Consider the following 15,088-nt stretch of genomic DNA (forward strand, 5'->3'; position numbering starts at 1 on the left):
CCATATATTTTTAAATAAAAGTACACCAAAGTGGTAAACGTTAACATGATAAGTATAATATTAAGGGGGTATTTTTATGGCTTTGAAAATGAAAGCTGCTACTTGCAATTCTGCAGATAAAATATTGGAAAATTTTATTGCAGAATTGGAATTTGACACCTGTCATCATAGGATAGAGACTCAGGATATTAAATGTGGGTTTGGACTCCAAGGAGTTTGTTGTAAACTTTGCGCTAATGGACCCTGCAGGATTACTCCAGATGCTCCAAAAGGGGTATGTGGTGCTACATCGGATACTATTGTAGCTAGGAATTTTTTAAGAGCAGTTACTGCTGGATCCGCTTGTTATCTCCATATAGTAGAGAATGCTGCTTGGAATTTAAAAGAAACTGGAGAAAAAAAGGGAGAGATAAAGGGCAAGAATACTTTAAATCAATTAGCTCAACTATTTGAAATTGATGGAGGAGGTTATCATCAGAAAGCAGTTAAAATTGGCGAAAAGGTATTGGAGGATTTATACAAACCTAGATTTAAGGAAATGGAATTAGTAGAAAAACTAGCCTATGAACCACGATACGAAAGATGGCAAGAACTAGGCATATTACCGGGAGGAGCAAAATCAGAAGTCTTTGATTCCTTAGTAAAAACCTCTACTAACCTTAATAGTGATCCTGTAGATATGTTGTTACACGCTTTAAATCTTGGTATTTCCACCGGATTATATGGGTTATTTTTAACAAACAAACTGAACGATATAATGCTAGGAGAGCCTCAGATAAGACCTGCTAGTGTAGGGTTTAAGGTTTTAGATCCAGACTATATAAATATCATGATTACTGGTCATCAGCATTCTTTATTCTCCCACCTTCAAGAGGCTTTAGTTTCATATTATGCAAAGGAAAAAGCTAAGGAGGTTGGGGCAAAGGGATTTAAATTAGTTGGTTCAACCTGTGTTGGTCAAGATTTACAGTTAAGGGGAGAACATTATCAGGATGTATTTTCAGGTCATTCTGGAAACAATTTTACTAGTGAGGCTCTAATTGCTACTGGTAGTATAGATTTGGTTTTATCTGAGTTTAACTGTACTTTTCCAGGTATAGAGCCTATTTCTGAAGAATTAATGGTGAAGATGATATGTATTGATGATGTGGCTAAAAAGCAGAAGGCAGAATTTGTTCAGTATTCCTATGAAGATAGGGAAAACATTTCTCTCTATGTAATAGAAGAAGGGATAAAGAGCTATAAGAATAGAAGAAATAAAATAAAGATAAATATGCCAGCTAATCATGGAAATGATGATACCTTAACTGGAATTAGCGAGGATTCATTGAGGGAATTTTTAGGAGGTAGCTATAAGCCGTTAATAGATTTAATAGTAGCAGGTAAGATAAAAGGGATTGCAGGAATTGTTGGTTGTTCCAATCTGGTTTCAGGCGGGCATGATGTATTTACCGTTGAACTTACAAAGGAACTTATAAAAAGGGATATTATAGTTTTATCAGCAGGATGTTCTAGTGGAGGTTTAGAAAATGTTGGACTTATGTCTCCACAGGCAGCAGCATTAGCTGGAGATAGTTTAAGAAGTATATGTGAACAATTAGGCATTCCTCCAGTATTAAACTTTGGACCCTGTTTATCTATTGGAAGGTTGGAAGCTGTTGCTAAAGAATTAGCTAGAATACTTTATATAGATTTACCACAACTGCCACTTATTCTTTCTGCGCCTCAATGGTTAGAAGAACAGGCTTTAGCAGATGGTGCTTTTGCTCTTGCTTTAGGGTTACCTCTACATTTAGCGAAACCACCTTATATAACTGGCAGTAAAATAGTTACTAAAGTTTTGACTGAAGACTTGGAAGAATTAACAGGTGGTAGGTTAATCATGGACGATGATGTCTTAAGTACAGCAGATAAATTAGAAAATATTATCCTATCTAAAAGAAATGCCTTGGGTATTTAAAGGGGGATTAGAGATGAAAAGGATAATGATTGATAAGGATAAATGTATGGCCTGTCTTGGTTGTGTATTAGGATGTATGGCTGAACACAATGAAAAGGGGAAGTCTATTTATGATTTGGATTTAGAAGATAGGACTAACGAAAGTAGAAATCATATAGAGTTAGATCATAAGCAAAATCCCATTCCCATTGTATGCCGTCACTGTCAGGAACCAGAGTGTGCAATTACCTGCATGAGTGGTGCCATGACTAAAAATGATGAAACGGGATTAGTAGAATACGATAAAGATAAATGTGCAGCTTGCTTTATGTGTGTAATGTCCTGTCCCTATGGGGTTTTAAAGCCAGACAGAGTAAATAAGGAAGTCATTATGAAATGCGATATGTGCGATAACAAGGATACTCCAAGATGTGTAGAATTCTGCCCTACTAAAGCATTGTATACAGTGGAGGTGATGGAATGAAATATTTAGTATTAGGCGCTAGTGCGGCTGGTATTAATGGAGCAAAAACTTTGAGAAAATTAGATAAAAATAGTTCTATTACCCTAATATCTGTTGATGATAAGGTCTATTCCAGATGTATGCTCCATCTATATATAGGTAAAAAAAGAAATTTAGAGACTTTATCCTTTATAGATAAAGATTTTTTCAATAGGAATAATATAGAATGGATAAAAAACAAAAGGGTTAGTAAGGTTGAATCAAAGGAAAAGAAGGTGATATTAGAAGATGGTACTTTCCATGAATATGATAAACTCCTTATAGCTACCGGTTCATCAGCGGCAATTCCTCCTGTAGAAAACTTAAGGGAAGGCAAAAATGTATTTACCCTAAGAAATTTAGAGGATGCTATGGCCATAGACAAACTTGTAAACATATCTAAAACTGCAGTAGTTATTGGTGGAGGATTGATAGGCATAGATATTGCTGTGGAGCTTATAAATAGGGGTCTTAAAGTCCATATTGTGGAAATGGTGTCAAATATATTGCCTATGCAATTGGATGAGAGAAGTGCTAAAACTTATGAAAGGGAGTTAATGAAAAGAGGGGCTACTATATTAACGGATAAATTAGCTCAGAAGGGGGTATTAGATTCAGAAAATAATGTGGTAGAGGTAATATTAACAGATGGTACAAGAATTGGAACGGATATGGTAGTAGTAGCTGCCGGGGTTAGGGCTAATGCAGATTTTATTGAAGGTACAAATATTGAATTCGACAGGGGGATTATAGTCGATAATAGATGTCAAACGGCTGAAGAGGATATATATGCAGCAGGAGATGTCTGTGCAAATAAACCGGGTATATGGCCTTTAGCGGTAAATGAAGGTATAACTGCAGCATATAATATGGTTGGGATTGATAAAAAAATAGAGAGTTCTTTTGGATTTAAAAACTCCATGAATTTCTATGGTATTCCAACTATATCTATAGGTAATCCAAATCCTAAAGACCATAGTTACCAGATTAGCATATATGATGACGGACAAATATATAAGAAGATAGTGCACAAAGATGGTATTGTCTATGGGGCTATATTCCAAAATGATATATCCTATATAGGCCCTTTTACAAAGATAATTGGAGATGGAATTGCTATGGATTCAATAGATAAAAATATATTCAAGATAGGCTATGGAGATTTCTTCCATGTTAAACCCAATGGAGAGTTTGAGTATAAAATAATATAGATTTAGTAAGTTCCCATCAGAAGTTTTAATGATTAAAAGTGGGAACTTATTTTTTGCTTCTAAATTATATAAAAAAGCATTGCAAACCTTTGCTTAATATGCTATTATTAATATACAATATTCTGTATACTGATAGTGAATTTGAAAGAGGAAGATAGATATGCTTAGTTGTAAGAGAAAGTTAATGTCTAAAAATGGCGAAGTTGCAATGCTTTTGGCTAGAGAGCTTATTAGCTATAATATAGGGGATAGAATAAGAACTGTAGGAGATTATGCTGAGAATTTTAGTACTGGAAGAGGTACAGTCCAGTCTGCAATTAAACTTTTAGAGGATGAAGGAGCAATAGGGCTTGAGAGTAGAGGACATTTGGGTACTTTTATATTATCTATTGATTATAAGAAATTATGGAGTATTTCTGACTTTGGAGTAGTAATGGGAGTTATGCCTTTACCTTATTCTAAACGTTATGAAGGTTTAGCCACAGGATTATACAAAGCTTTTGAAAAAGCTGATATTCCCTTTAGTTTAGCCTTCATGAGAGGGGCAGGAAAAAGAATTGAAGCATTAGATATGGGAAAATATGATTTCACTATTACCTCTAAATTGGCTGCAACTCATGAAAAAGATAAATTTAAATTTATTGATGTGATGCATATTTTTAAAGAAGGAAGTTATGTAGGAGAGCATATTATACTATTTAGAGATAATCATGTTAATAAAATAGAGGATGGTATGAGAATAGGAATAGATACTGCTTCACCAGACCAGTTTTTATTAACTAAATATGAATGTGAAGGAAAAGATGTAAAATATATTGAAACATCTTATAATCAGATAGTAGAAAAACTAAAAAATAAAGAAATAGATGCAGCAGTATGGAATGAAGATGAGATTAAAGAAAAAGGTTTAAAGTTTAATACGCAAAGGCTTAAAAACCCAAAAAGCCTAGAAATAAATAAAAATGATACTATGGCAGTTATGGTTATAAATAATAATAATTTAGAACTTAAAAATATAATTAAAAAATTTATTGATATGGAATATATTGAAAATATTCAAAAAAAGGTGTTAGAATGCCAGATTATTCCTATGTATTAATTTTTTTAATTTCAATATACTGAAAACTGTATATTCTTTTGGAGGTAATGAAATGGATAATATGTTGTTAATGAGATTAAATTTATTATTAGATGCTGGAGAAATAGATGAAGATATAATACAAATTATCAAGGAGTTTACAGAAATAATTGAGAGGGAATTGTCTTTAACAATAACCGAGAAAAACGGGTCTATGCTAGTAACTCATATGGCAATGGCTTTAGCAAGGATTAAAAAAGGAGAAGAGATTTTGCCTCTTGATGATGTTTTAATGGGAGAAGTAAAAACCTCTGCTATCTATGATAGAGTACCTTCATTAATTAGCAAATTGGAAGAAAAATTCAATATTGAAATACCCAAATCAGAATTCGGATATATAGCTCTCCATTTATGTAATTTAAATAATATAAATAACTAAGGACTCTTGTCTATTATGACTGGTCTAAAAAATAATTACATGCAAAGAGGTGATTGTTTGTGGATATGTGAGCTAATAGACATATAAATAGAAAAAGTAAGGGAGGAGATTTAAATGGTAAATATTGTTGTTGGTGGACAGATGGACAAACAACAAATTGGAAAGCTTATTGAAGAATATGGTAAAGGAAAGGTTAAAGTTAATATTAAAGGAGATATAGAAGCTGTACTTGATCTAAAAAATGGACAAGCAGATTATTACTTTGGTTCTTGTGCAACAGGAGCAGGAGGGGCTTTAGCTATGGCTATTGGAATAATCGGTGCAGCAAATTGTTTATCTGTAAGTATTCCTGGAAAGGTTTTGTCAGAGGAAGAAATGAGAAAAGCAGTTAAAGATGGAAAGAAAGCTTTTGGTTTTGTAAATACTGACGCAGAGAAGGTTATTCCAATTTTGATTGATGAAATATTGAATAAGGAGGAATAGACAATGTTATTTGAAATTAATTTACTCACCATAATTGTCATGGCTGCTTTGGGTGGTATTTGTACTTACCTAGCAAACCAAAATATAGCAGTATTTCATGATGGCTTACGCCCTTTATATCCTCAATATTTTGATGGTGTAATGGATAGAAAGACTTTGTTTGCTACAAGTTTTGCTTTATCATTTGGTCTGGTAATAGGATTTGGTATTCCTACATCTATTGCAGGCAAAATAATTATCGTTCATACTATTATGTTGGCTTGTGATATTATAGGTACTCTATTTCCGGATAACGAAAAGGGCAAATGGATATCCACATCGGTAGGTGCATTATTTGGAGTTGTTTTGTTATTTGGCATGCAGGTAATAATGGATATTTTTTCAGTATTGCCTATTGATTTTACTGGAGATCTAGGTACAGTAGGAAGTTTAATAATTGTTTCTTTTTCAGTATTTCCAGCAATAGCAGTTGCATATCAAGCAGGAGTAGTAAAAGGTGGAATTGTATTAGTTTTAACTATGATCATAAAACAAATAACATCTCTATATGGTAAATTTTCTATAAAAACAGTAGAAGTTGTATTAAATGCTGATGGTATGGCGTTGTTGTTTGGTATTGCTGCTATGATTTTTGTTGCCGCAAGGCATAATAAGAAATCAGATGGGGAAACAGCAAGTGCATTTGCAGTATTCGGTAAAAATATAGAAAAGATTAGAAAAAATATGTTTGTTTTAGCTATTAGTGGTGGAATTGTTGCATTGGCTACAACCCTATTGTTAATTGCTGAAGGGCCAGCTTCTTTAACTCTTACGGCTGAGGGTCAATATGCTGAAGCAGCAATGGTTGCATTAGGAAGAACTTTAGGATTTATACCTTTAGTAATGACTACTGCAATTATTTCAGGAGTATATTCACCGGCGGGTACTAAAGCTGTCCATGTTCCTGCAATCCTATTTATCAATATGGGGATCATGGGAATGGTAGGTTCTTTCTTTGTTGGGGCTTTAATAATGGCAATAGAAATTCTATTATTAGGATTTATAGCTACAGGAATGGATAAATTCCCAGGTATGAAAGAATTAGGAGATAATGCACGTACTGCAATGTCCAAAGTATTAGATATTGCATTGCTTGTTGGTGGTATGTTAGCAGCTAATGCAATAGCTCCTACTATAGGTTATATTTGGGTAATTGGTCTATTTTTCTTAAATCAGGTTTCAAAGAAGCCTATTGCATCTATGGCTATTGGACCCCTTGGTGCTATAACAATGGGTTTAATAGTAAATATTCTTCACCTATTAGGCTTATTCCCTATTGGGTAAAATAAGGAATCCTTTTAAGTTAAGGGAGAAACTTCTCCCTTAACTTAGTTTAGCTGCTATTTAGATAAAGTTGTCAGTATTTTAATGACAATTAAAGTATTGACAGGTTTATCTAAAAATATTTAGAAAAAAGAAGGAGTAAGGATATGATTACTACAGTAAAAGGAAAGGTAAAAAGGCTTGGTAAAACCTATATACATGAACATATTAAACTGGATTTATCAGGCCATAAAAAAGATCCTGATACGAATTATAACGATACAAATGAGGTAATGTTAGAATTAAAAGAACTTAAGAAAAAAGGAATCGATTCAATAGTTGAAGTTACAAATCGTGGTATGGGCAGAGATGTTCTAATAATGGTAGAATTAGCTGAAAGAACAGGATTAAATATAATTGCTAGTACTGGATTTTATAAAGAGCCCTTTTTACCCCAATATTTTTACCAATTAAGTGATAAAGAATTATCTAATATGTTAATTAAAGATATTGAGGAAGGTATGGATGGAACCCATATAAAGGCTCATGTCTTAGGGGAAGTGGGTACTAGTCATAACAGAATTACAGATACAGAAAGAAGACTTTTTTATATTATAGGAAATGTACATCTAAATACAGGAAGGCCAATTTTTACCCATACTACCTTGGGAACAATGGCGTTAGAGCAAATACAAATACTTGAAGAAAGAAATGTTGATTTAGAAAAAGTATTAATAGGTCATATGGATTTAAATTATAATATGGAATATCATCTAAGAGTTGCTGATAAGGGTTGTTATTTAGGGTTCGATACAATTGGTAAAATAAATTATCAACCTGATGAAAATAGAATTCAATTAATAAAAGAATTAGTAGCAAGGGGACATGAAAATCAAATTGTCTTATCTTTAGATTTAACTAGAAAATCCCATTTAAAAAAATATAAAGGAATTGGATATTCTTATATTGTTGATAAATTTATACCTTTATTAATTGAATCGGGAATTAAAGAAGAGACGATTAGTAAATTTTTGGTGGATAATCCAAATAGATTACTCAATATATCTTAAAGGGGGAAGAAAGTTGAAAGTTTACCCAATAGAAACTATGGATATAGAAAAGGCAAAAGAATTTCAGTTTAGACTTGTAGATATAATTCACAGACATTTTAGAGGTGATGAATTTTTAAATGCTGGAGACTATGGAGTAGTGCCTGGTATAGGGAAACCTACTTATACTGAAAAAGTAGAAAAAGTAATAGCAGATTTTTTCCATGGAGAGGCCTGTATATTAGTAAGGGGTGCTGGAACTGGTGCTATTAGAAATGTTATAAATGCTAAAGTTAAGCCTAATGATAAAATATTGATCCATGATGCACCAATATATCCAACTACAAAGGTTATTATTGAATCCATGGGACTAGAACCAGTTAAGGTGGATTTCAATATAATGGATGATTTTAATGAGAAAACAATTAAGGAAGTGGAATTCTGTCTCATCCAACATTCAAGGCAAAGAATAGATGATAGATATAACCTAGAGGAAACAATTAAAAGACTAAAACAAATTAATAAAAATTTATATATTTTAATTGATGATAATTATGTTGTTATGAAGGCGGAGAAAATAGGAATTCAAAGTGGTGGAGATATTAGCGCATTTTCATTATTTAAGCTTTTAGGTCCTCAGGGAATAGGTTGTGTAGTAGGAGATAAGAAAACCATAGATAGGATAAAAGATATGAACTATTCTGGTGGAAGTCAGGTACAAGGTTATGAGGCTATGGATGCATTGAGATCTTTAGTATATGCTCCAGTAATGTTGGCCATTCAAAAACAAGTAGGAGATGAAGTAGTATCAAGAATAAATAAGGGAGAGGTAAAAGGCGTTAAGTCTGCATTTATAGCAAATGCTCAGTCAAGGGTAATACTTGTAGAATTCGAAGCTCCTATAGCTAAAAAGGTACTAGAGTATACCAATATTCTAGGAGGAGCCCCTTATCCAGTAGGAGCTGAGTCAAGGTATGAAGTTACGGGAATGTTTTATAGAGTATCGGGTACATTTTTAGCTCATAATCCTAAGCTAGAAGATTATATGATTAGGATTAATCCTATGAGATCTGGAGCTGATACTATTATAAGGGTTCTTAAAGAAGCAGTAAATAAAGTATTGATATGAGGTGGTTAAATGTTTTTAGATATAACATTGAGAAGGAATATAGATTTAGTGGAAACTGCAATTAATCTACACCAGAGTGGGCAAATACGAGCCAATACTTATGTTTTAGACTTAGATAGGATAGTAGAAAATGCAAAGCTAATAAAAGAAGAAGCGGATAAAAACAATGTAGAAATATACATGATGACTAAACAAATTGGCAGAAATCCAGAAGTAGCTAAGAGAATTGCTCAAGTGGGCATAGAGAAGGCAGTAGCTGTAGATCCTTGGGAGGCTATGGTGTTAGCTAAGCATGGAATCAAGATAGGAAACGTAGGACATTTAGTTCAAATACCATCTAATATGATTAAGGAAATATTAAAGTTAGATCCTGAAGTGGTAACTGTTTTTTCAGTTGAAAAAGCAAAAGAAATTGCCTTAGAAGCAGAAAAGCAAGGGAAAGTACAGGATATATTATTGAGAGTAGTAGATAGTGATGATTTAATATATGAAGGACAAACAGGTGGATTTAAATTTGAAAAATTGCTAGAATCTGTTAAGGAGATAATGAAATATAAGGGAGTAAGGATTGTTGGAGTTACTGTTTTCCCTTGTTTTTTATATAATCCAGAGAAAGGCATAATAGAAAAAACTCATAATTCAAAAACATTGATTAATAGTGCAAAGGTATTAGAAAAAGAATTGAATATAAAATTAAAACAAATAAACGCCCCTAGTGCTAATTCTATAGCATCCATATCTATGATTAGAGATATTGGTGGAACTCATGGAGAACCGGGTCATGCATTTACAGGTACTATCCCTATCAATGCATATAGGGATCAACCTGAAATCCCAGCTATGGTATATGTTAGCGAAATTTCTCATTGCTATAATGGGAAAGCTTATGTATTTGGTGGGGGGTACTATAGAAGAGGTAATATAAGAAAGGCGATGGTAGGGTCTAGCCTAGAAAAAGGGTTAAACAATATATTGGAAGCGTCTGATATTTCACCTACCAATATTGATTATTATGGTGAACTGATAATAGGGGATAAAAAAATTTCTATAGGAGATACGGTAATCTATGCTTTTAGAACACAAATTTTTGTAACCAGATCTGAGGTAGCTCTAGTAGAAGGAATTAGTAATAATAATCCTAGGATTTTAGGGATATACGATAGTTTTGGTAATAGGTTAAGGTAGAGGTGATAATATGAAACGTGCTATTTTGGTAGTTGTTGATAGCTTGGGAATAGGTTATATGAATGATGTTCATAAATATAGGCCACAAGATATAGGAGCAAATACTTTTGGTCATATATTGGATAAGGCTAAAAGTATTGAAATACCAAATTTTCAAAAGCTGGGTATTAATAATATAATCAACCATAATAGATTGAGTAATATAGACAATATAGGAAGTTATGGCATATTAAATCTTGAACATTATGGTGCAGATAGTTATGTAGGCCATCAAGAAATAATGGGTACTAAACCAAAGAAACCCTTATTAGAACCCTTTTCTTTTTTTAGAGAACAGGTTATTGATCAATTAATAAAGGAAGGCCATAAGGTAACTTGTCCTGAAGAAAATAAACCGTATATTCTTGTAGATGATTTAGTGGTGGTAGCAGACAATATTGAAACAGATTACGGTCAAATATACAATGTAACTGCTCCGTTAGACTATATTCCTTTCGAAAAAGTTATAGATATAGGGAAAAAGGTAAGATCTGTTGTAAAAGTAAATAGAGTAATAGCTCTCGGTGGAGAAGGAGTTAGTGTAGAGCAAATACTAGGAAGCATAGAAAAAAGGAAAGATGGACTAATAGGTGTTAACTCACCGAAATCTGGAGTGTATAATAAAGGTTATTTAAGTAGGCACTTAGGATATGGGGTAAATCCAGAAAAACAGATAAGTGCTATATTAGCTAGAAACAATTATGAAGTAACCTTAATTGGTAAGATGCAAGATGTAATAGAATGTGAAAAAGCGACAAAAATTCCCGCAGTAGATACTGAAAAGGTTATGAAAGAAACCTTGGATTCTATGAGTTATTTATCTGAAGGGATTATTGCAGCTACGGTTCAAGAAACGGATTTAGCTGGACATGCTCAAGATGTAGAAAAGTATGTAAAAAAGCTAATGATTGTGGATAAGTATATTGGAGATATTATTAATAGTATGAAGGATGGGGATATATTATTTATTACAGCTGATCATGGCAACGATCCAACTATAGGTTTTAGCCAACATACTAGGGAAAAAACATTTTTACTAGTATATGGTAAGAGGTTGAATAAAGTAGCTTTAGGAGAAAGAAATACTTTATCAGATATTGGAGCAACTATTTCTGATTATTTCAATGTAGAAAAAACTGAAAATGGAAATAGTTTTTTAGAATATATTAAGTAGATTGTTGAAAATAATAGTAAAGAATTTTTCTTTGCTATTATTATTTTTATTTAATTTGAGTTATAATTATATAGATAAAACTAAATGAGAAGGTGGATATATGGCAAATAGGATAGTAATAGCATTAGGAGGAAATGCGCTTCAAGAAAATCCAGAGGATATATCAGCGGAAGCTCAGCTTGAAACTGCTAAAAAAACAGCAGCATCTATAGTGGATTTTATAGAGGAAGGTCATGAAGTAGTAATTGTCCATGGCAATGGACCTCAAGTAGGTCAAATTGTCTCTGTATATGAAAAGGCAATAGGTATACCCAATATGCCTTTCCCAGAATGTGGTGCCATGAGTCAGGGGTATATAGGTTACCATTTACAACAATCTATAGGTGAAGAAATGAGAAAAAGGGGTATAGACAAGGGAATAACGGCTATGATAACCCAAGTATTAATAGATGAAGAAGATCCAGCTTTCTGCAATCCAACTAAACCAGTAGGTTCTTTCTTTTCAAAGGAGGAGGCAATGGAATTAGAGAGGAGAAAGGGATATATAATGAAGGAGGATGCAGGCAGGGGTTGGAGAAGAGTAGTGCCATCACCAGAACCTATAGATATTATAGAATCTAAAACACTTAAAGCATTGGTAGAGTCAAATTTTATAGTGATAACTGCTGGTGGTGGCGGTATACCTGTAATAAGAAAAGATAATGGAAAACTGGAAGGAATACCTGCAGTAATAGATAAGGATTTAGCAGCGGAGTTAGTGGGAGAGGTAGTCGATGCTGATATGCTAATTATCCTTACTGCAGTGGAAAAGGTGTGTATCGATTTTCATAAACCAACGGAAAAGGGATTAGAAAGGCTTACAGTTGAGGAAGCTGAACAATATATGGAAGAGGGTCAATTCGCTCCAGGTTCTATGCTTCCAAAGATAAAAGCTGCTATAAAATTCGTTAAAAGTAAAAAAGGCCGTAGAGCTATAATAACATCTTTAGATAAAGCTAGAGAATGTGTGAAGGAAAGGGTGGGAACTAGAATTGAGGGGTTACCTACGGAATAAACAGAGAAGGCATTATCTATAATAGGAACTTATTGGGTAGTGTGAAATAAATAGTAATTTCGATATTCCTTTTTTATTATTTTGTGATATAATGATTAATGTATTAAACTACCCACACACAAATGGAGGTTGGCAAATTTATGTTGACCTTCAACCCCATAAAAATTAGCCCTTAAAGGGCTAGTTTTTTATGTTCATTTTTAGTTTTATATTGCTGAGAAGTAATTGTAGTTCTTCTGCTAGAGAAGCTAGGCTCTCAGTGGATGAAGTAATTTCTTCCATAGAAGCCATCTGTTCTTCTGAAGCTGCAGAGGAATTCTGAATTTGAGAAGCTATGTCCTGACTCATTTTTTCAATGGAAGTAGAGGAATCCACTACAGACTCTACATAATTTTCTACATTATCAGTGGCTTGGACAACTTCTTCTATACTTTTTGCTATTTGATGGATTAATTCAGCAATCTCATTAAAGCTTTCCCTTGTTTCATTAACCCTTGTAATTCCTAACTCTACTTCTTTACCTCCAGAATCCATTTTTTCATTGGCATCTTCTATTAACACATTGTTGTTTACTAATCGAAGATATATTTCCTCAGTAGATTTTTGGGTTTCTTCAGCTAGTTTCCTTATTTCATCGGCTACTACTGCAAAACCCCGACCAAATTCTCCGGCTCTGGCTGCTTCTATGGCAGCGTTTAATGCTAATAAATTGGTTTGTTCTGCTACATCTTGGATAACCTCTAGCATTTGATTCATCTCTTTAGAACTAGAACTAATATTGTCTAAGGATGCTCTAACGCTGTTGGTACTGTCTTCTATATTTCTCATTTGTACGATTACTTCTTCTATCTTGTCTTTTCCTATTTCCGTTCTATCTATTACTTTTATTCTTAAATTTTCTGCATTTTCCGTCTGTCTAGTTACACGATCTATATGATTTGATATTTCTTTTATTGAAGAAGTTACATTGAGTATCTCACTAAGTTGAGCATGGGAGGCCTCAGCAATTTCATTGGAAGATTCGGCTATATTTGTGGCTGCTGCCGTAGATTCCTCAGATATGGCTGCCAATTCTTCTGAGGAGGCTGCTACTTGATGAGAAGATTCTTGAACCTCTTGGGCAAAATTTCTCATATTGTCGATTATTAATTGGAGGGAGTAGCCCATTTTTCCAAGTTCGTCTTTCCTTTTTAATAATTTTTCTTCTATATCTACGCTAAAATCTAGTTGAGACAGATTATAAGCACAATCTGTAATTTCAGCAATTGGCTTTGTAAGATTTCTACTAAATATTAATGAAAATAATGTACCTATTATAATTGCAAAGATTATAGCATATATCAGAGTTTGTTTTAAGGAGTTTAGCCCACTTAATACTTCTGATTCATCTATACTTACTACTAAAGTCCAGCCTTTAGATTTTATAGGAGCAAAACCTATATGTACTATTTTATTTCCTTCTATATATCTACCAATACCTGATTCTCCTGCCTTGATTTTTTCCTCCATTGCTATTACTTCATCGACTATATTTGGAGCTACCCGATTCTTCAATCCATCAAAATTAGCAACTTGGTTAGAACCATTAGCAATGGAAGCGCTTCCTATAACTGTTGGATGGGATACAATATCTGCAGTTTCATTTAATATATAAGCAAATCCATTTTCACCAAATTTTATATTTTCTGCTATTTGGTAGAATTCATCGGCAGATTTAAAGGCTATTATTACTCCTATATGGGCACCTCGATGTTTCAAAGGAGCAGCAATTATTACTTCTACCTTTCCTGTTATTTCATTTCTCATAGGCTCTGAAAAGTAGGTTTTTCCCGATATAGCCCTTTGAAAATAATCTTTTTGGTAAATATCTATTTCAGTACCATTGTCTAATATTAGATTTCCTTGTACATTAGCTAAACCAATATGGGAGAATTTTAGTCTAGCCTTTTCAGTTTGTAATAGTTCAAATTTTTCTTCTTTGGGTACATCTGGATCCGATATGATTTCTAAATTTCCTAGAGTTTCAACTGAAAGAGTATAGCTTATAATCTGTTCATCTACTAAATTTGCTGAATCTACCGCCTTGTTGAAAAGTAGTTCGTTATAGGATTTAATCAATTCACCTTTAGAAATGAAATAAGAAACTAGACCTAGGGCCAAAGTTAAAACAATTAATATGGAAGTTGTGGATAATATCATTCTTTTTCCTATACTATGGTTACGATGATCTATATTCTTGACCTTTTTTCTAAGTTTTTTCTTATCTTTTGATTTCATTAAACTCCAACTCCTTTATGTTAAATTTAAGGATAAAGTTTTCCATATTTTAATATTAGACAAAAGTTTTCAAAATCCTCTATTTTTAAGAAAATATTAGAATATAATATATAATATTGTATAGTTTGTACAAATATGAATAGTCTGGGCATACTAGAATATATTGACAAATCTATAGTGGATAGATATACTTTAAATATACGGAACATTTTAAAAAATAGAAATAT

At 33.0% G+C, this 15,088-nt stretch carries 13 protein-coding genes; 12 read left to right on the top strand and 1 reads right to left on the bottom strand.

Annotated features, from left to right (window positions below; all coding sequences use genetic code 11):
* Window positions 1-76 precede the first annotated feature (76 nt).
* The 12 genes from cooS (at window position 77) to arcC (ending at window position 12,584) form a co-directional block, all read left to right on the top strand.
* Window positions 77-1,960 carry an anaerobic carbon-monoxide dehydrogenase catalytic subunit gene (gene cooS / locus CUL_RS0104790; protein WP_025640681.1) on the top strand — a complete coding sequence of 628 codons (1,884 nt, stop codon included), beginning with the start codon at window positions 77-79 and terminating at the stop codon, window positions 1,958-1,960.
* 13 nt (window positions 1,961-1,973) lie between these two features.
* On the top strand, window positions 1,974-2,423 hold the full coding sequence (locus CUL_RS0104795; protein WP_005583164.1) for a 4Fe-4S dicluster domain-containing protein: 450 nt from the start codon (window positions 1,974-1,976) through the stop codon (window positions 2,421-2,423).
* Window positions 2,420-3,652, top strand: a complete 1,233-nt coding sequence (locus CUL_RS0104800; RefSeq protein WP_025640682.1) for an NAD(P)/FAD-dependent oxidoreductase — start codon at window positions 2,420-2,422, stop codon at window positions 3,650-3,652. The genes CUL_RS0104795 and CUL_RS0104800 overlap by 4 nt, the downstream gene beginning before the upstream one ends.
* Before the next feature lie 184 nt (window positions 3,653-3,836).
* Window positions 3,837-4,751: a GntR family transcriptional regulator YhfZ gene (gene yhfZ / locus CUL_RS0104805; RefSeq protein ID WP_035142900.1), complete on the top strand. Its 915-nt coding sequence runs from the start codon at window positions 3,837-3,839 to the stop codon at window positions 4,749-4,751.
* A gap of 52 nt (window positions 4,752-4,803) precedes the next feature.
* A complete protein-coding gene (locus CUL_RS0104810) occupies window positions 4,804-5,169 on the top strand; it encodes a PRD domain-containing protein (protein ID WP_025640684.1) in 366 nt (121 codons plus the stop codon).
* A 114-nt stretch (window positions 5,170-5,283) separates the two neighbouring features.
* Window positions 5,284-5,652, top strand: a complete 369-nt coding sequence (locus CUL_RS0104815; protein WP_005583160.1) for a DUF2620 domain-containing protein — start codon at window positions 5,284-5,286, stop codon at window positions 5,650-5,652.
* A gap of 3 nt (window positions 5,653-5,655) precedes the next feature.
* Window positions 5,656-6,975 carry a YhfT family protein gene (locus CUL_RS0104820; protein ID WP_005583159.1) on the top strand — a complete coding sequence of 440 codons (1,320 nt, stop codon included), beginning with the start codon at window positions 5,656-5,658 and terminating at the stop codon, window positions 6,973-6,975.
* Window positions 6,976-7,121: 146 nt separating this feature from the next.
* Window positions 7,122-8,024, top strand: coding sequence for a phosphotriesterase family protein (locus CUL_RS0104825; protein WP_005583158.1), 903 nt, complete (start codon window positions 7,122-7,124; stop codon window positions 8,022-8,024).
* A 13-nt stretch (window positions 8,025-8,037) separates the two neighbouring features.
* Window positions 8,038-9,132, top strand: coding sequence for an aminotransferase class V-fold PLP-dependent enzyme (locus CUL_RS0104830; protein WP_005583157.1), 1,095 nt, complete (start codon window positions 8,038-8,040; stop codon window positions 9,130-9,132).
* A gap of 9 nt (window positions 9,133-9,141) precedes the next feature.
* A complete protein-coding gene (locus CUL_RS0104835; RefSeq protein ID WP_025640685.1) occupies window positions 9,142-10,317 on the top strand; it encodes a YhfX family PLP-dependent enzyme in 1,176 nt (391 codons plus the stop codon).
* 10 nt (window positions 10,318-10,327) lie between these two features.
* Window positions 10,328-11,530 carry a phosphopentomutase gene (locus CUL_RS0104840; RefSeq protein ID WP_025640686.1) on the top strand — a complete coding sequence of 401 codons (1,203 nt, stop codon included), beginning with the start codon at window positions 10,328-10,330 and terminating at the stop codon, window positions 11,528-11,530.
* Window positions 11,531-11,630: 100 nt separating this feature from the next.
* Complete coding sequence (arcC, locus tag CUL_RS0104845; RefSeq protein ID WP_025640687.1) at window positions 11,631-12,584, top strand: carbamate kinase; 954 nt, start codon at window positions 11,631-11,633, stop codon at window positions 12,582-12,584.
* Between the two features lie 180 nt (window positions 12,585-12,764).
* Here the strand turns inward: arcC and CUL_RS0104850 are convergent, their stop codons facing one another.
* Window positions 12,765-14,861 (bottom strand): methyl-accepting chemotaxis protein, encoded by a 2,097-nt coding sequence (locus CUL_RS0104850; RefSeq protein WP_025640688.1) that lies wholly within the window; start codon window positions 14,859-14,861, stop codon window positions 12,765-12,767.
* Window positions 14,862-15,088: the final 227 nt, after the last annotated feature.

The organism is [Clostridium] ultunense DSM 10521, from assembly GCF_000511955.1.
GTDB lineage: Bacteria > Bacillota > Clostridia > Tissierellales > Tepidimicrobiaceae > Schnuerera > Schnuerera ultunensis.